The sequence below is a fragment of the Ornithinibacillus californiensis genome (genome assembly GCF_001038485.1).
Classification (GTDB): Bacteria; Bacillota; Bacilli; order Bacillales; family Amphibacillaceae; genus Ornithinibacillus; species Ornithinibacillus californiensis.
Map to the genome: position 1 here is coordinate 196,428 of NZ_LDUE01000021.1, position 21,038 is coordinate 217,465.

A 21,038-nucleotide genomic window follows, 5' to 3' on the forward strand; every position below is an offset into this window, starting at 1 on the left:
TCATAAAATTAACCTTTCAGCCAAGTCCGCAGCCAGTATACACTTCGCTTTCCGCGGGCGGCTGGTAAGCCTCCTCGTGCTTACGCACTGCGGGGTCTTACCTATGCCTTTCCTCCCGCAGGAGTCTCCGTGCATACTGGCTGCTCCGAGGAAATACTTATTTTACCTTTCTCGCTAAACCAATATATCATAATAGAATTAACAATACTTAAAAAGGTGCCAATTAGGTAACCAATGTCAGGGTTTAAACTAACATTAGGTCACTCATTGGCACCTTTTTTATATGCTTAATAATTCTCGTACATCGTCTTCGCTTAGGCTGGAGAGCATGGTTTCTCCTGGTTGGATGACTTTGTCGATTAGTTCTCTTTTCTTTTGTTGTAGATCGTATATTTTTTCTTCGATGGTGCCTTCTGTTATAAGGCGGATGACTTGGACGACGTTCTTTTGTCCAAATCGGTGGGCACGGCCGGTTGCTTGATCTTCCACTGCTGGATTCCACCATAAATCATAAAGTATAACGGTATCTGCCCCAGTAAGGTTCAATCCGGTACCGCCGGCTTTTAGTGAAATGAGAAATATATCTTTTTCTCCATTATTAAAACGATCACTCATGACCACTCGTTCGCTAGATGGTGTTTGACCACTTAAGTAGAAATAATCAATTCCAACAGCCTGTAATTTCTCGATGATTATTTCATGCATACTGGTGAACTGAGAAAAGATCAACATTCGTTTACCATTTGCGATAGCGTTATGAATGGTTTCCATTAGTAAATCCAACTTCCCAGATGCCCCCTCGTAGTTTTCAATAAACAAGGATGGATGGCAGCATATTTGTCTCAGGCGAGTAAGACCCGCTAGAATTTTCATCCGGTTTTGTTGGAAACCACCTTCCTGGATGGATTGTGCAGTCTCCTGTTGAAGCTGCCTTAAATAACCAACATACAGCTCTTTTTGATGACTTGTAAGTTCTGACACACTAACTGTTTCAATTTTATCAGGTAGTTCTTTTAGCACGTCTTTCTTCAAACGACGCAAGATAAACGGCTTCGTAATAGAAGCTATTCTGTCATGAGACAGTTGTTTGAATGTTTTCTGGTTTGGCATTAATCCTGGTAAGACAACCTGGAAAATCGCCCAAAGCTCATCAATTGAATTTTCAATAGGAGTTCCACTTAATGCGAAACGTCTACTTGCTTTGATTTCTCTTATTGCCTTGGATGTCTTCGTTGCATAGTTTTTAATATATTGTGCTTCATCAAGTATCATCGTTTGGAATTGTAATTCCCGATATAAGTCAATATCCTGCCTTAAGGTTGCATAGGAAGTAATCCAAACATTGGCATCCTGGCCGGTATTAATTTTTTCGTGGCGTTCTTGAGGATTTCCCGTCATAATAGCGACCTTCATCGCTGGCGTGAATTTCTCAAACTCATTTTTCCAATTGTATACCACTGATGATGGAACAACGATAAGGTGTGGATGCTCTCCTATTTCCGACGCTAAATATGCGATACTTTGTAATGTTTTTCCTAGCCCCATATCATCTGCAAGAATACCTCCTAGATGATAATGACTTAAGGACTTGAACCATTGATATCCTGTATTTTGATAAGACCGCAGTGTAGCATCCAGCATGCTAGGTAACTCATAATGCTGTTCTTCTGGTTCCTTTAGTTGATGGAGTAACTGTCTAAAAGCAGGATCATAGTTTTTCCTAGTATCAATTAGATCATCGATTTGTGTCCCGCGATATACAGGCATTTGAATTTTCCCGTCCTGTACATCCTTCTTTCCAATATCCATATTACTAAAGAAGTTTTGAATCGAAACAAATTCATCACCCTCAAGCGAAAGCATTTCCCCACTTTGCAGGCGATAATATCGTTTCTTTTCAATTACCGCATCTAGAATCTTATTGATTTCACTATCATCTAACCCATCCAAGTCGAAACCAATTTCTAATAGATTAGAGGAGCCTTCCATTTTAACCGTTGTTCTAGGAACGGGTTCACTATCCATAATAAAGTTGCGAACCTCAGAGGATAGGAATAATTCCACATATTCATCTAGGACCGGAAGTACTTTGTATAGAAATTCATACAGTTCCTCTTCATCTGCATCGATAAATAGTTCCCTACCATTATAATGAAAGTTAGCATACTCGATAAGTTGCATGATTTGTTTTTCTTTATCAACATCGCGAATGATGATTACTTCATGGTCATCACGACCACTGAATGGATCAATGGTATGCTCCCCATACAAGTATTCTAATTTCCCTGTTATCCATTCCCCATTTGCCTCTAAATACAGTTTCGCTCGTAGTGGCATCTGGATAATTTCTGATGATACTTGCTCGGAAATCTCTACTTCGCCAACCTTTTTCAACGATGGCAATACTTCCGAAAGAAACGCATCGGCCTGTTTTTTGGAGATGGGCAGTTGCTGCTCAACCTTACCAAACTGACTAACAAGTTCTAGGATTGGAATTTGTTCTTTTAAAGGAACATAAAAAATACCATTATAAAATAAAATCTCATAGTTTTTAAAATACACACTGTCTTCTACTTCATGCATCGTTAACAGTAGGTCTTTTCGTTCATTTTTATTGATAGCAAAATGATACGGTAGACGCCCTTTTTCAATTGCAGGACTGGTAAAGGTTTTATTATTCGTTTCCACTTTAAAGTCACGTTGGATAAGCTTCTCTAATAACTGCTCCGCAATAAGTGGTGGAATGATAAGTGACCGTTTATCACTCACGTTTCCTCGGTAATGGTATACGTGGTAGCCATCATAAATCTTTTCGTTCTTTTGAATAGAACCTAGCACTTCAAAGATTTCCATATCTTCTGGGAGCAAATGGTGCTGACTTGGTGCATAAGCGAACATCTTTGTAAAAAAGTGTTCATTCCCCTCCAACACATCACGTAAAAACGCGTGAACATCTTTTACAACATAATCACGAGTGGTTCCAGCTTTTAATTCAATTAATAGATTTTTATCATAGGACCATTTCAGAATGTATTCGACATGAAGTGGTTGCTTCTCCGGTAATATATCCGTCACTTCTAAAGAGTCTCCAATGTTGCTAAGTGCTCGGATAAAGCGATTGGTAATTTCATAATCATAATTCGAAGTCATCACTGTTTCAGGTGCTTCCTGATTCACAATCCCAATTAGAGTTGCCACAATATGTTTACATGAACCGTATGATTCAAATGCTAGGCAATCACAATACGTATCAACCGTTCCTTTTTCTAGGTCTTTCATGTTAATTTCCACGAAATAATCTTCGGTTCCATGTACGGTTGCGTTCCAAACATTGTAATTCATGTCATACGTTAACTCGGTTACTTGGCCACGGTTATAATATTCTAATCCACGTTTATAAATTAAGGATGGAAATAGTCTTTGTATATTAATATCACTTAGTTTTTTCAAAATCTATTAACCTGCCTTTTTTAAACAACACTTTTATCTATATTTATTGTATCGGAGATTGCTATAAATTCAAACAATCAATTCCAATATTTATAAGGATGGGAAAAGCTAGGCTAGATTATACCTTTTAATGTGAAAAAGGTTGGGTATAAGTATTCAAACTAAGGTAAATTTGGAAAATACAATTAGTGCATATAACCCGCCCCGGAAATATACTGCGCTTTTACTTCCAGCACAGGGGCAACATCTGCTCGAAAGTACCTCGCAGTGTTTTCCCTTGCCGCGGGCGGCTGGTGAGCCAGGCTACTACTTGAGTATACTTCCTTGCTGCCTTGCACCGAGGAAGCCTGCTTCGTAGCTATACTTGTAGACGCAGGTGCATTCTCGGGGTCTCACCGATGCCTTTCCTCCCGCAGGACAAATGTTTTCGGTGGGGCGAGTAACCGCAGTCCCAAGGAATACTTCGGCAGCGATACATCGCACGCAGAAAAAGTGCTCTTCTTTTTCAAGGAGTCTCCGTATATTTCCGGGGCTAGTGTAGTGTACTATCTATATTAATAACCTTCGTCTTACCTATCACAGCCTCTTAAGACTGATCTTTTATTTGAATTTTCCTCGCTCTCATAACTAACATCAAATAAATGACCATTGAAATAAAGATGGCGCCTGCTCCTGTTGCATATATCGTACTATAATTGAATAGGAAGGCTATTTGCCCAAAGGTTAGGGCACCGAGGCCAATGCCTAAGTCAAAACATGAAAAGAAGGTTGCGTTTGCCATCCCTTTTCGATTATTGGCAGCCTTTTCAACAGCCCAAGCCTGTAAGGCAGGTTGAACCGTACCGAAACCAAACCCATAGAGACCAGCAGCAAATAACAATATGAATGTACTAGGTAACCAGGCTAATAGAATCATAGCTATCAATATCATAAATGTTCCTGGTAGATATACGTACAAATGCCCCTTTCTATCATAGATCTTCCCAGCAAAAGTCCGAGATATAAATAGAAATGCTGCATATACAAGAAAGTATGCTTCAATTCCTCCTACATTTTGTTCAATGGCATGTAACGGTAAGAATGTAGCAATTCCACCAAATGTAAACGTAATAAATAACACGAGTAGAGAAGGCTGAATAGCTGTTTTTTCAAATACATCAAATCTTGGGGTTACTGCTTTGTCAGGAGTTTTCTCCACTTGTTTATAACGAACCTTTGACGAAAGAAGAAGAGCGACCAAACCACATGCAGCACAAATCAAAAACAAAGTCGTAAAGGAGATTTTCCCAACTAGGGCAAGGCCAAGACCTGGTCCAAATGCAAGTGCAATATTACCGGATAACCCGAAGTAACCTAACCCTTCACCACGACGACTTGCAGGAATAATATCCGTTGCGATCGTACCAGTAGCAGTGGTGGACAATCCCCACCCTACTCCTTGAACAATTCGCATCACAATAAGAAATCCAATACTAGCTATAAATGCAATCGAGCCGATAGATATGACAAAAACGGCTAATCCAATCATGTAAACGAACTGGCGACCTTTTGTCTCTAATGCATGGCCAGCATATGGTCTAAGTACAAGTGCGGAAAAAGTAAATATACCAACAATAACTCCTATTAACTGGTCACTTCCTCCCAATTCTTTTACAAAAAGGGGCAACGTTGGTAGCGTCATTTGGAATCCAAAAAAGATAAAAAAATTAGCCAGACATATTAAAATAAAGTCTCGCGTCCAAATTTTTTCTTGTTTCACTTCTTGTTGTTGTACTGCTTGTGCTTCCATGGTGATCTCCTTTCTTTCGATACTCGAAATTTATTATACATGAGTCTAAGTGGAAATGGAATGGGATACAAGCAATAAGTTAGCGGAACAGTTAATGATAAGTTGAAAATAATATTTTCCACAAAAAAATTCCGGATTCTCCTCGGTAATTGAAGAGAATCCGGTTTAAAATGCATCCAAAAATCCAATTACTGCTGGGCCTAGGACAATAATAAATATACAAGGGAAAATAAACATGACTAGTGGAAATAGCATTTTAATCGGAGCTTTCATTGCTTGCTCCTCCGCTCGCTGTTTTCTTCGTGATCGTACTTCTGCAGATTGAACATTCAGGATTTGCGCCATACCAATTCCTAATTGCTCTGCTTGAATAATGCTTGCAATTAGCGTCTTGATATCCTCTGCCACAATTCGATCACGAATTCCGGATAGCGCTTCCCTTCTCGTTCTTCCTAAACGCATTTCTTCTAAGCATCGTTGAAATTCTTTTGACAATACCCCACTCTTTTTAGATACAATTTTACTTAGTGCAGAATCAAAACCTAAACCCGCTTCAATACTAACCGTTAGAAGATCCAGAAAGTCAGGTAGTTCTTTAACAGCATTTCTTCCTCTAGACCTTGTCTTAACCTTTAAATAATAGGATGGCAAATATATGGCAAAACCAATCCCCATTAAAGCCGCTATCAGTGTGACACCGAAAGAAAAGCCCAGTAACATACTGTAACCTATAAAAAGTAGGGGAATAACAATTAGAACTACCATTTGAGCCATACGAAATTCAACTGCAGTCATCCCCATTGGACTGCCTGCTTGAAGTAATTTCATATCAATTTTTTCCTTCTTTTCACTAGTTATTCTCCGCTTCAGACGAAGTTTGAGCTGTACCAATATAGGCTGAACAACTCTGTTAGAGAAAGACATTTTTTTCATATCTTCACTAGTGATTTCTTCTCTTACTGGCATCCCTATTAGAACAGAACTAATCCTATTTTTCAGAGCCTTTTTCTTTTCGACTCTGACCATCATCAACCCAATTAAACATAATAGAATGGTACTACCATACATCAGATAAGCCATGGGTCACACCTCAATCGTTGTTATCTTCCGAATAAGAACAAAACCAACTGCACTTGAAATCACTGCAATTACAAGAAACGTAACACCAATCGGATTACTAAATAATTGGCCAATATACTCCGGTTCTATAAAACTAAGAGCTAGTCCCAATATTGCTGGTAATAAACCAATGATCATTCCTGACAAACGCCCTTGTGCGGTTAATGTGCTAATTTGCCCTTGAATCTTAACTCGGTCTTTTATGGTCTCTACAATTTTTTGTAATACGGTTGCCAAGTTTCCACCAACCTGCCTTTGAATTAGAACTGCTTGTATCATTAAATCCAGATCTTCACTTGGCATTCTTTCATACAATCGGTGAAGAGCATCCTCCGTCGTAGACCCATATTGCATTTCTTTTAGAATCTTCGCTAATTCTTCCTTCATGGGAGATTTTGCTTCTTCCATAACCGATTTCAGTGCTTGCGGAAAACTAAAGCCCGCTTTCAATGCCGCAATGACCGATATAATCATATCTGGAAGCTGATCATTAAATTCTTTTAGACGATTACGCTGTTTCTTTTCAATCACCATTCTTGGAAGCAATAAACCAACTATTAGACCAACGGGTAGTGCCGCAACATGATTCACAATTAAAAATAACACTCCGGCCCCAAGTAAACCTGCTATCCAACTGAACATCATATATTCTTCCGGTTTCAACGGTACGCCAGCACGATATAGTTTTAATTCTAGTTTATTATTCTTTTCTTTTGTTAAAGAAAACTTTTTCACCTTTTCCCTTAGCCTACCGAATTGAACGACTCGCTTCTTTTTTTCAAATTTAGAGGGGATCCCATCTTGTTCGTCCGGAAAGTAACGTTCCATCCTTTCCAAGATAATCCGCTTCTTTGAGGAAATAAAAAGATTAAGTAGTGCCATGTATAGTAATGAAATTGTAAGAAAAAAGAGTATCATGATAAGAATCTTCATCCTTGTCACTCCTCTTGTTCAAAGAATACGTTTGGCGGAATGGAAATCCCTGACGTTTCCAATCGTTCATAGAATTTTGGTCTGACTCCTGTTGGTACCAGCTTACCGATGACTTTGCCATTTTCATCCAGGCCTTGTTGCTTGAAGGAAAAGATATCCTGTAAAACAATCACATCTCCTTCGAGGCCTTGCACCTCGGTAATGCTCGTTATTTTTCTAGAACCATCCTTTAAGCGAGATTGTTGAATAATGATATCAATCGCACCGGAAATTTGTTCTCGAATGGCTTTAACAGGGAGATCCACTCCCGCCATTAACACCATCGTTTCCAGTCTCGAGATCATGTCACGCGGACTATTGGAGTGCCCGGTTGCAAGTGAACCATCATGCCCTGTATTCATCGCTTGTAACATATCCAATGCCTCCGCACCACGAACCTCTCCAATGACAACACGGTCCGGGCGCATCCGCAGTGAATTACGAACTAAATCACGAATCGTTATGGCACCATTTCCTTCTATATTAGGAGGTCTAGATTCGAGTGATACGACATGGTCTTGACCCAGTTGTAATTCTGCTGCATCTTCAATCGTTACAATCCGCTCGTCGTCTGGAATAAAATTGGATAAAACATTTAAACTAGTAGTTTTCCCAGATCCAGTCCCACCACTAACAAAAATATTTAGTCTAGCTTTTACACATGCTTCTAAAAATATGGCCATTTCAGTAGTGATTGTTCCAAAATTGATGAGATCCTCGATCGTAAAAGGATCTTCGGAAAATTTTCGTATGGTGATTGATGGGCCATTTAAAGCTAGCGGCGGAATAATGGCATTTACACGGGAACCATCCGGTAAGCGAGCATCCACCATTGGACTGCTTTCATCAATTCGTCTTCCGAGAGGGGAAACAATTTTATCAATAATACTCATGACATGCTCATTATCACGAAAGGTAATATCTGTCCGTATTAGCTTTCCTTTTCGCTCACAATACACGCGGTTAGGGCCATTAACCATTACTTCCGACACGTCACTATCTAATAACAACGGATTGATGGGACCAAAACCAGTTAAATCATTAATGATTTCTTCCACTACCTTCTTTCGGTCAACTACGCCACGAAACGATTCATCATCTTTAATAATCTCCATTGCCATTTCATCAATTTTAGGAAGTATCTCATCTACTTTATTTATATCTTTTATTTCTTGCAAAATTTGCTTATGCAATAAGCTTTTCAGTTGTTTATGTTTATCCGTTTCCTTTGGTGCCTTTACATCCGTCTTACTTGTGCTCAATTTGTTTCTATCGATGGATGAGGGGGTGTTGTCTTGTTTCACTTCTATTTTCACTTGATGAGTTTCTGTCTCTGCCACTTTTCCGTTTTTCTCTTGTATACGATTTAAAAGACTCACCCAATATCCCCCCTATTTATTCGATACGAAAAGCTTAGAAACGATGGAACCTTTTCGTTTCTTTACAGACATCGTTTGATTGTCAATTAACGTTTCTGCTAGTTTATAAAACGATTTAGAAAGATTTGATTTTGATTGACTGATAGTAAATGGAATACCAATATTGAGAGATTGAGAGGCTAGTTTGAAATTATTTGGAATAAAATGAGCCTCATCTTGATCTAATATCCCCGGGATATCTTCCACTTTGATAAGACTATCCATATCATAGCGATTCACTAATAGTTTGGTTTTATCCACTAATCCTATTTTTTCAAGTGTCTCCAACATCAACTTCGTATTTCGTAAAGCCGCCATCTCTGGAGTTGTAACTAATAAAATCACGTCAGACCTTTCCAGTAATTCAAGAGATTCTTCCTGAATTCCAACACTGTTATCAATAACGAGGTAGTCTGAAGTCACTGCCATCATATCCACTATATGTTTGATGGCTTCACTAGAAATGAGATCAGCATACTCAGGTTTATCAGGTGCAGGTAAAACCTTTATACCGGAAGCGTGTTTCGTTAAATAATTATGAATCGAGTTGGAATCAATACTAGATATTTCTTCAACCACGTCTTTTACCGTAAAAGTAGGTTTCAGGTCCAATACCGTACTAATATCGCCAAACTGAAAGTCTGCATCTAGTAAACTTATATTGATATTCTTTTTGTTTAAAGCAATTGCTAGGTTTGCAGATACTAGTGTACGGCCAATACCGCCTTTGGCACTGCAGACCGTGACGACCTTACCTTTGTGTTCCGGTTCTTGTGTCATTATTCATTCTCCTTTACTACTCTTCCTCATCTGTATAGACAGTTGGATTTAAAGTTAGATGGAGACTTCCGTCTACATAAGCATTTACTACTTGAATAGTATCCTGAGGCATGACTTCCAGTGTCACTTGTGCATACTCGATATATGGTTCATCATCAGGAGAAATCATCCTTCTCCCAACAGCAAGCACACGAACATTCGTTAATAGCAGTTCCGAGATGTTTTCTTCGTTGCCATCCTCATCCTTTTCCTTATAAGAGTAAATGACATCCACATATTCACCTGGTTCTATCAAATTAGTCACGGATTGAACGATATTCACACCAACTGAAACTGCACGAAAGCCTTCTCTTATCTTACGTGATACATATGTCGCTTCATCTTGTTGTGATTGAATACGATGCGTTAAGATAATTTCTCCTTGTTCTATTTGATCTACGGTAAACTTCCCAATAGCGTCTTCCTTGTTATGAATAGATTGTACATGAATATTATCATCTGGTACTTCCACCAGCTCTAACATTTCATCCGTAATGACTGTTTGTTCAGGTATGGCGGATAGTGCCCTGACTACTTGTACCGTTTCTATAGGTTGACTAGTTTCTACTACTTGCGAATGATCCATATAGCGAATAAATAGAAACGTTGTCGTAATTCCCATAATGATTGCTAATAAAAAAATAAACTTAGCACGCATCTTTTTCACCTACTCTGTTAGTCTGATACTATATGCACCTCTGTCTACTGCTCCTGTTTCTGTAAATCCTGTACCAGTTCTCCTTATAAACACGCCAGGAACTGTACCTCTTTCGTCCATTGGATCTTCAATATAGAAGTATGCAAATCCAGTAATCTGAACTTGTTTGATTTTATTGGAATCATTTTCATATGGTCGATAAACTGGAACAAGGATAATACGTTCACAGTCTCGTTCCGTTGGATCACTACAACTATTAATCTTTTCTTGGACAACCAAACTAGTTTTCCCAACTACATTCCCAGATTCCGTGTTAATAATATCGCCTACTTTTAATTCCTCGGAATAACCATTTCGAAATGTATCCTCGTATGTACTTGCACCAGGGCCCTCTAATGCTAGAATTCCGAAGTTGCCGTATTCCGAATCGCCCGACCCAACTTTCAGGTAGTATTTTTCCCCGTATATCAATTCCAGGCTATCACTAATACCTAACGGCGCTGCTCCGAAGGCTCTGCCCATTACTCCAAGGCTTGCCTTTGCATCCGCTGTAATATCCACGTAATCTATTCCGAGAATGGTCGAAAAAGTTAGAGAGACTTGGTCTTTTAGACTTACTTTCACATAGTCATTCATTACAATTTCCACATTCTCTAGCGTTGCTTCCGTATCGTGCTTAGCAATGACCTCGTCCACAATCATTCTAACAACAGACTCATTTTCCACCGTTAACTCTTGCGCGCCGGATAATGCTGCTGCATTTGCAATCTTTTGTAGTTCTGCTTTTGTCATATATAATTTACTTCCATCAATGACCAACCCAGCAATTGCAAGAAGCCCCATTAATGCAACAGAGGCTAAGAGTAAGACATTTCCATTTTCGCGACGAAACAGTTCTTTTATCTTCCTCATTAATTTCCCTCACTCTATTCGAATAGTGGACTCCACTGTTAATGATATTGGATCTGGGTAAAGAATGGTTAGGAACGGTGTCATGATTTCTATTGGATAGTTTAAGGTGACCGTAATATATTCCCCTGATTTCCTTAAGGTTGGATCTGGTGTTACCCCAACTGTAAGGATTTCGGAATCACCCGCTTTAAAATTTTGTTTCGCAAAATCAATCATTTCCAAATCAGGATGTCCTAGCCCACCTAATCTTACTGTTTCCTGAGCCGTAAAATGCAAGGACGCATAGGAAAAGGTTATTCTACCAATATCAAAAATACCGACAATCAAGAGTAATAGAATGGGGACAATCAAAGCCATTTCTACTAATGATTGTCCTTTTTCATCCTTTATCATATTGGAACCACTCCATTTAATAGAATGGCCATAACTACTCCACCAGCAATGGCTACTCCATATGGATAGGTTTTTTGGAGGGTGCTTTTTTCAATACCAACTTTAGGTTTCATTCCGTATCTGATGCCACATAGGGAGAGAATCATAAACTTTATACGACTTAAAATACCTTTTCGGAAAAGTATAATTGCTAATCCAATTAGACCGCCAATTAAAGCCATATACAATGCGGATATAAATACAAAATACGACCCCTTCATTGCGCCAACAACTGCTAGTAACTTCACATCACCTGCACCCATGCCGCCCATCAGATACGGAATCAAAAGAATAGAAAATCCAACTAGTAGTCCAACAACACTATGAAGTAATCCATCCCACCCATTTTGAATTCCGTTTAGTAGAAAGGCTAGGAGCAAAGAAGGGAAGATGATTTTATTGTATATTTTACGTGATTTAAGATCGGTAATAACACATATTAGCAGTACGACAAGTAATAAAATATCTAGCAATTCAATGCTCCCCTTTCTATATGCTTGTGTACAAAAATAGCCTTACATTTGCGTAAAGCTATTTTTGTGGAATTATTTAATCGTCTTTGATTATGGAGTAGTAGTAGTAGTTGTAGTAGTTTTAGCATCTTGTAAAGAAGCAACTATCTGTTCAAATGTGTCAATAATCTCCCCACGGAAAGTAATTAACACTGCTACAACTCCTACAGCTAACACCCCTAAAACTAATCCATACTCTGTCATACCTTGTCCTTCTTCTTCTGTGAATAACGCTTTTAATTTTTCTACCATGTGATATCTCTCCTTTTAATTTTTTAAGATAATTTTATGACCGATCTCTATTTGGCTTTTGCTTATCGTTCCTTCTTTTAATTCAAGAACGGAAGCAACGCCCGCGTATCGCTTACCAACTTTTCCTGGTGGCAATGCTTCATCAAATGCTACAACCTCATTTTCTTTATTGAGATAAAGAACATCAATTGCGTATTTCATGAAAAACGTGTGTACGGACAGACAGGGTTTAATGTGTAGACCAGCATCCCAATCCAAGCTTTTGGTAAACATTAGTCCTTTTAATCGCTTCCCAAACGAATAGGCTGTTTTAATATGAGAAGCTATTATCTTATCGTCACTTAGATTGATCAACTGCACCTATAACACCTCCATTCGACAAAAAATTAACCCCGCCTCTACCGAAAGCGGGGTTTTTAGATATACCAAAATAAGGGTCATCACCTAAAATATGATTACAGAAACTAACACCCTATATAAGTTATATCTTCCCTGATCTTTCGGTAACTGGCTAGCAACATGTCGTTCAACATGTAGCCCCTATAGCTTTGCGTCACTGGCTTTCGCCGAGCTTTGCCTTTATCGAGATTCAGTTTTTATTTTATTGTCCGACTGATCTCTTGATACCATCTTAGAGCACAACAAAAAAAGATAATATCCGACAAAATTACTATTTTCTGAATAATCTAACCTACCCTATTGGAAAAATAGGTAATAAATACCATTATAAAAGAACCATTTTTATTATTTTGGGATTTATTTTGCATATGACCGACTAATTTATTAATAAATATACGAATATGATATACTTACTTTAAGTAAAAAATAGAGCCCAGATGCAACTGGACTCATCAGGTAAGGTTCCTATATGGAATTAGCCTAACTATCGTGAGACCCTCCTTTGTTGGCGGGTCTATTTAATTTCTGTTAATCATGGTGAGAACTAAGGCAATTAGAGTTAACAGTAACGTACCAAAGTTTCCAAGCACCATCATGACTTCATATATCCGCAGAAGCATCCCCTCCATATTCATTTTTCATCTACATTAGCCTAGGAACCTTATCTTGTGCTCGATTATAGCATAGCTTTTCCCAAAATGCGAACACACGTTCTTATTTTAAACTTGTTTTATGCTGGTTAACATAATCTTTAGCGAAGATTAATAAAACTTTAGCGAATTTTACTCTTTCTTTAGCGTTTCCTAACAAATGTTTAGTGATTTCCCGTTCATCTTTAGCATTTATCATTCTAGACCACAAAAAAACTCTCCCCGAGCCTAATACTCAGGGAGAGTTTTTATTAAAACATTCCTACAATAAAGTCTGCTAGTACTAGCATCACTAATGAAACAGCCCATGCAATTGTTGTTGGCACTGACCAAACTAAGATTTGTTCTTTTACATTTTTAATACCAAGCATTCTGTTAACTACCCAGAATAATGAGTCATTGAAGTATGAGAAGATCATCGCACCTAATGCGGCTGCTTGTGCTGCTAATACTAAGTTAACATCTAACGTTGCAACGATTGGCGCAGAAATAGATGCAGCTGTAATCATGGCTACTGTTCCGCTTCCTTGTACTAAACGTACAAATGTTGCAATGAAGAATGGTACTAAGATAGCTGGCATAGACCACGTTGCAATTTGTTCCGCAATAAAGTCACCTGTTCCACTTACTCGTAATACGTTACCTAACGCACCACCAGCACCTGTAACTAGTAGAATGATACCAGCTGTTTTAATTCCTTCTTCCATACGATCTAACGCTTCTGACTGACGAAGGTTGTTAGCTAATGTGTAGATTGCAACAATTAATCCTAGTGCTACAGCGATAACTGGGTTACCGAAGAATTGAACATATGATAACACGGTATCATTAATTGCTAAAATTCCAGCACCATTCAATGCACCAAGAGTTGTGTTTAAGAAAATTAGAATAATCGGTAACAAAATCGGCATAATCGCTTTTGCGAATGAAGGAAGATCCTTCTCTCTTTCATCAACCGTATCTAAAAATTCTTTGTATACTTGTGCTCCATCTAAACGTACAAAACCTTCTCCGTCTTCTTCTGGTACTTGGTGAATCTTATTACCAATCCATTTTGCATAGAGAACACCGACAATAATAATTGGAACAGAGAAGATAAGACCTGCAATAATCATCAGTCCAACGTCTGCCCCAAAGATACCAGCAACACCTAGTGGTCCTGGTGTTGGAGGTACAGAGTGGTGAGTCGCTGCTAAACCTACTGCTAGAGCTACTCCTAAAGCTACTACAGACTTACCTGTTTTACGTGATAATGCTTTAACTAGAGGTTGTAAAATAACGAATGCTGAATCTACGAAGATAGGAATCGCAACAATATAACCGGCTACTGCCATTGCCCATTCTTCTTTTTTCTTACCAAGCTTTTTCACTAACGTATATGCGAGCTTCTCAGCTGCACCCGATACTTCCAAAATCCGCCCCATCATAACACCTAAACCGATGATAATACCGATAGAGGCTAACGTGCTACCAAATCCACCTGTAATAGCACTCACAACATCTGTTGGATTCATTCCACCAACAATACCAGTGACAGAAGCAGCGATTAATAATGCAATAAAAGCATGAATCTTCGTTTTTAATACGAAGAAAATTAATAATGCAATACCTAATACTAAACCAATAATCATTTGAGTTCCTGATACTTCCATGATGTATCCCCCTATTGTTTGTAATGGCTTTCATTTAAGCCTAAGGTTTAACTGAGGATGACTGGCACCCTCAGAAGTGTGTTAACATATGCTCACAAAAATTATTCCATTGTATCTAAAGTAAACTTAGGTGCATATTGTGCAGCAAGTTTGATACATTCTTCCATGCTTAAACTTGCAGCAATGTTTTTACCAGCGATATCAAATGCAGTACCATGGTCAACAGAAGTTCTTAAGAAAGGAAGACCATTTGTAATCGAAATCGTTCTGTGGAAGTCTGTCATTTTAGCAGCGATATGCCCTTGGTCATGGTAAAGCGATAATACAGCATCAAATTTACCATTTAGCGCATGATGGAATACAGAGTCTGCTGGAACTGGTCCTACAGCATCAATTCCGTCTTCAATCGCAGCTTCAATACCAGGACGGATCTCTTCAACTTCTTCCATTCCGAATAATCCACCTTCCCCACTATGTGGGTTTAAACCAGCTACTGCAATTTTGCGATTTTCAAGGCCTAGGCGTTGCATTGCTTTATCCACACGATTTAGGTAGTCACGAACACGTTCTTTTGTCATTTGTGCGATGGCATCTTTTAATGACAAGTGACGAGTTAGGAAGAAAATACGCATGTTACGTACTTCAAACATCGTTAGCGGATCTTTTGTATTTGTTAATGTTTCTAGCATTTCTGTATGTCCGATAAATGGAACGCCAGCTGCTTTTAGTGATTCTTTGTTAATTGGAGTAGTAGCTAATGCTTTTACTTTTCCTTCTTTCGCTAGGTTTACAGATGTTTCGATATATTCAAATGCAGCTTTCCCACATTGTGCTTGTACGACACCGTATTCTAGCTCATCCATATTAATATTGTTAAGGTCGATTAAATCGACTGTGCCATATTCGTATTTTCCTTCTTCTGGTGAAGAAATTACGTTAACTTTTAAGTCTATTTCTACGATTTCGATAGCTTTTGTAAATACGTTTACATCACCAACAACAAGTGGTTTACACATGTCATAAATTTCTTTATTAAAAAGTGCCTTTGCTGTAATTTCTGGACCTATACCTGCTGGGTCTCCCATTGGAATAGCGATTAATTCTCTAACTTGTGTCATTGTGCTGCACTCCTTTTTGTTTTTAAATATTTTACACTTGCAAAGATTGATTTTTTATCCCCTACCATACCGCCTTTAGTTACAATCGGTAGGCCTGGGAAGTGTCCACCAATTAATGTGCCATAAGCAGCCAACGGCAATACTTCATCTTCTAACTTGATACCAGAAGCCATACACAGTGCACATAGTGATGCGGTCACATCGCCTCCACTTGTGAAACAGCCTTGGATAGGATAATTGGTTTGCTCCATAACGAGTCTCGTTATTTTTCCTAGTCCATCGGTAATCCGCTTTGCAAGTGCATCTTGTGACGTATTTTCTTTTGTTGCAATGGCTTTAAAGTCGATAAGTTTGCTATTTTCTTTGTGCGTCGTAATAATAAGGACGTCATCTTCCTTAATTCTTTCTAACGCCTCTTTCACTGCACGGTCTACTTCCTCTTCCCAGCTATCCTGCATCGTTGCCAGCCTCTCTGCAGAAACATAGACTGGATTAGAATTAGTTTTGTCCATTAAGTAACGGAGCTGATGACCGGATAGACTAGTCACACTTCCAACCGTAACAATAACCTTACCTCGCTCCACTTGTTGATGCGAGTAAGCCCTTGCATATGCAGCAGTTAAAGGACCAGGGTCAGTCGGAATAAGTGGAACATCTTGAATAAGTGCCATCGCTTCGGCTATCTCTTCAATATCTTCATCTGTAACGGCATCCACGATGATAACCCTTACGCCATTACTAATATGTTGTTCTAGGGTAGCCTTAATGCTATTTACATCTTTTAGAACAACATCTAGCCCAACATGTGCGACGTTATGTTTACTTTGTTCTCTCAAAATTGCAGGAACATAGGATTGTGTGATAGGTATTACTGGATCTTTGGCCACATCTGTTTCTTGCACGGGCACTCCATTTACCAGTAGATAACCTCCTGAGCAAACCCTACCCGAATCTGGAAAAGATGCCACGACAACAGCAACACTATTTTCTCCTACACCATCAAGAACTGTATCGATTTCTAAGCCGATTTTCCCGCGAACGGTACTATCAATCCGCTTACAAATCACATCAGCGCCCCACGCACGAAATTTCTCGGTTGCATTTTTTACTCTGTTTGTTACGATTTGGTCAGATGCATATCGAGAGTCAGTATCAATACATACCGCATTTAGTTCATCCATTTCTGGAATATTATCATTAAATACCACCGTAGCAGATGTGAATCCTTGCTTGGTCAGTCGTACTCCTGTTGCATTTGCTCCTGTTAAATCGTCTGCCACTACGCCAACCTTCATGATGTATCACCTCGTATTATAAGATCTGCATGCTCTCAGATATTTTCTGTTTCGTTTCATACGAAATATCGTCATCGGTAATAAAACCGGTTATTTCCTGTAAATCACATACTTTCGAAAATGCTCGTTCACCCAATTTACTTGAATCAGCAACTAGCCACGTGCTGTCTGCCGCTTCCATCATCAGTTGTTTGACAAGCGACTTTTCAAATGTTGGAGAGGTAATGCCTGTTTTTAAATCAATCGCATGTGCCCCTAGGAAAAATAGATCCACATGGATATTTTTTAAGAAATGGTGGGTTTGTGGTCCAAATAATGCACCAACATCATTTTGTAATTCGCCACCAGTGATGATCACTTTTAATTTACTATCTACTAGTTCTGCTGCAATTTTAATATCATTTGTAATAATAGTAAGGTTCGTCTTGGATTGAAGTAATCGGGCAAGTTCTAAGGTTGTCGTCCCAGAGTCTAATAGAATGGTTTGGCCATCATGAATGAGTGATAGAGCCTTTCTCGCTACTAACTGCTTTTGCTCCGTATTTCGACTTTCTTTCGTTTGAAAAGGTGTTTCTGTAATCAGAGACTTTGCTCCAACTGCTCCACCATGAACACGGATAACCTTCCCCTTCTCCTCCAGTTGATCCAGATCACGTCGGATTGTCATTGGAGAAACACTTAGTTCTTCTGACAATTGGTCTATCTCAACCTTGCCCTCGACTTGTATTTTCTGTAGTACCCATTTTCTTCGTTCTGATGGTTGCATATCATCAGTCCTTTTATTTATTATCCATACATTCATTAATTGTTCTTTACAACCACCATTATGTTACTTATTCACATTAATGTCAAGATGTTTTGTTAAATATTATCATCATTTGTTAAAAACTAACAAAACAAAAAAAGACCTCGAGTCTGTTCTCGAAGTCCTAGTGATCTATTCGGCAATTACCCCACAAGCGATCCGATCCCCCGCATTACCAGAAGGTTGCGATTTGTAATCATCAGCTTTGGAGTGAATCATTAGGGCAGTACCACCATCCCTTAGTAAAGAATTTTCCTTCCCTTTTTCCAATGTCACCATCTCAGCAAGTACTGTTGCGGTTGCAGTCCCATATGCCTTTACTTCTATATTTGGTAAATCACCAGCATGTGGCCCTTCTGGATGGTCAAATCCATGCTTAGCATTCGTAGGATTGAAATGTCCACCTGCTGATTCAAAGGTCGGCGTGTCACAAGCACCTTTTTCGTGGATGTGGAATCCGTGAGTTCCAGGTGGTAGTTTGGATGCATCTAGGTTAATGCTAACACCTTCTGCCTTTTGCTCTAATCTTGCTTCACCTATTTTCTCACCATCCGTATTTACCATGGTGACAAGCAAAGATTTACCAGCTTCTTTTAGCATTCCAGTTGTTTCAATACTTGGTTCTTCCACTCCATCAGCAGTATGTTGATCGGTGTTATTTCCTGTGTAGCTAACTATCATAAGCAGTCCGACTACAATAATCGACGTTACAATTAACCAGTTTCGATTCATGTTTTTCCCTCCAGTTGTATGTTAATCATTTACATTCTTTACATGAATAGGAATGACTAAACATATACTAAAGATGATTTTTACTAATTGGAGGGAATTATTTTGGGAATCTTTGATGGAATGATGGGGAATGCCTCTGAGATTGATAAAAAGGCTGCCGAGAAGGACTTAGGTGATTTACTATCCGCTTCTGAAACGGTAGAGCATGCCTATAAGTTAATCCGTGATTTAATTATCTTCACCAATAGGAGACTAATACTAGTTGATAAACAAGGGATGACGGGTAAGAAGGTAGAGTATCATTCTATTCCATATAAGAGCATCACACATTTTTCAGTGGAGACTGCTGGAACATTCGATTTAGATGCGGAGCTAAAGGTGTGGGTATCGGGGAGTTCAGAGCCGATACAGAAAACGTTCAATAAACAACTTAATATTTACAAAGTACAGAGTGTGCTCTCGGACTTTGTATGTGAATAGTAACAGAAAAGCTGGCCTTCTAGTGGAAGACCAGCTTTTTTACGTGTTAAGCAACTGCAACTTCTTTAGTTTGTTTGCGTACTGGAGTGTGGCTTTTTAAGAAAGGAACAACCCATCTGTCTAGTCCAAATCTTCCAGCATTATAACCTGCAACTACTAGGAAGACTGTTAATAGAACCATTTGTGCGTTCGTGCTTACTGTACCACTGAATAGGAAGGCAAAGTTCATTGTCATACCCATTAGAGCTGCGAAGTTTGTGAAGATACCAAGGATTAGTGCTAAACCAACTAATACTTCTCCCCACATTACCATGAAGCTAAACATTTCTGCATTTGGAAGAGCGACTGTTTCTAAGAAGCTTGCCCACCAGCCTTGTACTGCTGGATGATCTCCACCTGCATTTGCTATCGCACCTTGAATGAATCCACTTGCATCAAATCCACCACCACTAATTTTACCAATACCTGCTGTAATCCATGCATAACCAATGTAGATACGAATGATTGCTAGAATACCTGCGACTACCTTATTATTACGAATGAAATTTAACATTGAATTCATCTCCTCATATGTTTTTATAAGTTTGCTCACTATTTCACAATATATTGTAAGTGTGTTTCCTTATTACACTTTGATAATAGCATGGATATAAATACATGTAAATAGTTTTTGTGATGCATTTCACAATATATATGACAAAACTGTGAACACCAGTCATACCGGGCCATTTGGACTTAATATAACAACCTAGAATTCATTGTTGACATCAATAACATGGACAGTTATACTGTGCATATAGATATATACAGTATAACACCTGTTTAAAGGAGGATGTTTATGAATAACTGGAGAGCTGCCTTTCAACTAACCAAATGGGAAATTAAAAATTCTGCAATCAATCTGTTACTAGCTTATATTGCGACTGGGGTCGTTGCCTTCATTTTCATAATTGAGTATGTCGCTTACCTAGAAGATGGATTGGTACTATATGACCTATTCTTTGTCATCGTATTTGGAGCTGCGCCACTATTTCCAAAACCAAAAAGCTTTGAAGCACAGCATATTCAGCATCGATTCTTGGCTGCACCAGTCGTTGTATTACAGAAACATTTACCGATTAAAGATATCGTTATTATATATAGCAGATTGATTATGCATAGTCTTTACACCATTCCCGTACAGCTTTCAGCATTAGTAATCTTATATTTTGCAACGCCACTACATAACACTTTGTCTATTGGTTCATTTCTAGCCTTCATCATAATTTGGCTATCATTTTCTATCTATATTGGTTATTTCGTTCCTAGATTCAGTATCGGGCTTAGGGGATTTTGGATAACCAATTCAGGACTTGGCATTTTGATATTAATCCTTTTATTCGTCATCACGTTTGGATTAACACTCATCCATGTTATTTTTGATCATGGGATTGTTTATTGGTCTATTATGGCCGCACGAGACTATCCATTCTTATCCATAGGCCTATCCATTATACTTGCGACTATTGGCTATATCTTTTGGAAACGTAATATGCAGAAAGCACTTAAGACCGTTATGTTTGAATAAGGAGGGA

The 21,038-nt window shown here is 38.7% G+C and carries 21 protein-coding genes and 1 riboswitch; of the genes, 2 read left to right on the top strand and 19 right to left on the bottom strand.

Annotated elements, in window-relative coordinates; all coding sequences use genetic code 11:
* Positions 1-279: 279 nt before the first annotated feature.
* The 18 genes from TE34_RS05915 to TE34_RS05995 form a co-directional block, all read right to left on the bottom strand.
* Positions 280-3,450: a DEAD/DEAH box helicase gene (locus TE34_RS05915; protein WP_047983901.1), complete on the bottom strand. Its 3,171-nt coding sequence runs from the start codon at positions 3,448-3,450 to the stop codon at positions 280-282.
* Between the two features lie 586 nt (positions 3,451-4,036).
* Positions 4,037-5,239, bottom strand: a complete 1,203-nt coding sequence (locus tag TE34_RS05920; RefSeq protein ID WP_047983902.1) for an MFS transporter — start codon at positions 5,237-5,239, stop codon at positions 4,037-4,039.
* A gap of 165 nt (positions 5,240-5,404) precedes the next feature.
* Complete coding sequence (locus tag TE34_RS05925) at positions 5,405-6,319, bottom strand: type II secretion system F family protein (RefSeq protein ID WP_047983903.1); 915 nt, start codon at positions 6,317-6,319, stop codon at positions 5,405-5,407.
* Positions 6,320-6,322: 3 nt separating this feature from the next.
* Positions 6,323-7,291, bottom strand: a complete 969-nt coding sequence (locus TE34_RS05930; RefSeq protein WP_047983904.1) for a type II secretion system F family protein — start codon at positions 7,289-7,291, stop codon at positions 6,323-6,325.
* Positions 7,292-7,296: 5 nt separating this feature from the next.
* Positions 7,297-8,607, bottom strand: a complete 1,311-nt coding sequence (locus tag TE34_RS05935) for a CpaF family protein (RefSeq protein WP_407944353.1) — start codon at positions 8,605-8,607, stop codon at positions 7,297-7,299.
* Between the two features lie 114 nt (positions 8,608-8,721).
* Positions 8,722-9,528, bottom strand: a complete 807-nt coding sequence (locus tag TE34_RS05940; protein WP_047983906.1) for an AAA family ATPase — start codon at positions 9,526-9,528, stop codon at positions 8,722-8,724.
* Between the two features lie 16 nt (positions 9,529-9,544).
* On the bottom strand, positions 9,545-10,225 hold the full coding sequence (cpaB, locus tag TE34_RS05945) for a Flp pilus assembly protein CpaB (protein WP_047983907.1): 681 nt from the start codon (positions 10,223-10,225) through the stop codon (positions 9,545-9,547).
* 9 nt (positions 10,226-10,234) lie between these two features.
* Positions 10,235-11,137 (bottom strand): pilus assembly protein TadG-related protein, encoded by a 903-nt coding sequence (locus tag TE34_RS05950; RefSeq protein WP_047983908.1) that lies wholly within the window; start codon positions 11,135-11,137, stop codon positions 10,235-10,237.
* A gap of 9 nt (positions 11,138-11,146) precedes the next feature.
* Positions 11,147-11,530 (bottom strand): TadE/TadG family type IV pilus assembly protein, encoded by a 384-nt coding sequence (locus TE34_RS05955; RefSeq protein WP_053074980.1) that lies wholly within the window; start codon positions 11,528-11,530, stop codon positions 11,147-11,149.
* Positions 11,527-12,042: an A24 family peptidase gene (locus TE34_RS05960; RefSeq protein ID WP_047983910.1), complete on the bottom strand. Its 516-nt coding sequence runs from the start codon at positions 12,040-12,042 to the stop codon at positions 11,527-11,529. Before TE34_RS05960 ends, TE34_RS05955 begins: the two co-directional genes overlap by 4 nt.
* Positions 12,043-12,132: 90 nt before the next feature.
* A complete protein-coding gene (locus tag TE34_RS05965; protein WP_047983911.1) occupies positions 12,133-12,333 on the bottom strand; it encodes a hypothetical protein in 201 nt (66 codons plus the stop codon).
* Positions 12,334-12,348: 15 nt separating this feature from the next.
* Positions 12,349-12,693 (bottom strand): DUF192 domain-containing protein, encoded by a 345-nt coding sequence (locus tag TE34_RS05970; RefSeq protein ID WP_047983912.1) that lies wholly within the window; start codon positions 12,691-12,693, stop codon positions 12,349-12,351.
* Between the two features lie 139 nt (positions 12,694-12,832).
* Positions 12,833-12,921: riboswitch (cyclic di-GMP riboswitch) on the bottom strand.
* 329 nt (positions 12,922-13,250) lie between these two features.
* Positions 13,251-13,367: a putative holin-like toxin gene (locus TE34_RS21410; protein WP_330218304.1), complete on the bottom strand. Its 117-nt coding sequence runs from the start codon at positions 13,365-13,367 to the stop codon at positions 13,251-13,253.
* Between the two features lie 266 nt (positions 13,368-13,633).
* Entirely contained in the window at positions 13,634-15,034 is a 1,401-nt protein-coding gene (locus TE34_RS05975; protein ID WP_047983913.1) for a GntP family permease, read from the bottom strand.
* Between the two features lie 101 nt (positions 15,035-15,135).
* Positions 15,136-16,152 carry a 4-hydroxythreonine-4-phosphate dehydrogenase PdxA gene (gene pdxA / locus TE34_RS05980; RefSeq protein WP_047983914.1) on the bottom strand — a complete coding sequence of 339 codons (1,017 nt, stop codon included), beginning with the start codon at positions 16,150-16,152 and terminating at the stop codon, positions 15,136-15,138.
* The gene (locus tag TE34_RS05985; RefSeq protein ID WP_047983915.1) at positions 16,149-17,447 is read right to left on the bottom strand and encodes a four-carbon acid sugar kinase family protein; all 1,299 of its coding nucleotides are present in this window, start codon (positions 17,445-17,447) and stop codon (positions 16,149-16,151) included. The genes pdxA and TE34_RS05985 overlap by 4 nt, the downstream gene beginning before the upstream one ends.
* A 16-nt stretch (positions 17,448-17,463) precedes the next feature.
* Positions 17,464-18,213, bottom strand: a complete 750-nt coding sequence (locus TE34_RS05990) for a DeoR/GlpR family DNA-binding transcription regulator (RefSeq protein WP_047983950.1) — start codon at positions 18,211-18,213, stop codon at positions 17,464-17,466.
* Between the two features lie 171 nt (positions 18,214-18,384).
* On the bottom strand, positions 18,385-18,984 hold the full coding sequence (locus TE34_RS05995) for a superoxide dismutase family protein (RefSeq protein ID WP_047983916.1): 600 nt from the start codon (positions 18,982-18,984) through the stop codon (positions 18,385-18,387).
* 102 nt (positions 18,985-19,086) lie between these two features.
* On the opposite strand from TE34_RS05995, the gene TE34_RS06000 reads away from it, so the two are divergent.
* Entirely contained in the window at positions 19,087-19,464 is a 378-nt protein-coding gene (locus TE34_RS06000; protein WP_047983917.1) for a PH domain-containing protein, read from the top strand.
* Between the two features lie 46 nt (positions 19,465-19,510).
* Here the strand turns inward: TE34_RS06000 and TE34_RS06005 are convergent, their stop codons facing one another.
* On the bottom strand, positions 19,511-20,017 hold the full coding sequence (locus TE34_RS06005; RefSeq protein ID WP_047983918.1) for a DoxX family protein: 507 nt from the start codon (positions 20,015-20,017) through the stop codon (positions 19,511-19,513).
* Positions 20,018-20,302: 285 nt separating this feature from the next.
* Between TE34_RS06005 and TE34_RS06010 the strand changes: the two genes are divergently transcribed.
* Entirely contained in the window at positions 20,303-21,031 is a 729-nt protein-coding gene (locus tag TE34_RS06010; RefSeq protein ID WP_047983919.1) for a hypothetical protein, read from the top strand.
* Positions 21,032-21,038 lie beyond the last annotated feature (7 nt).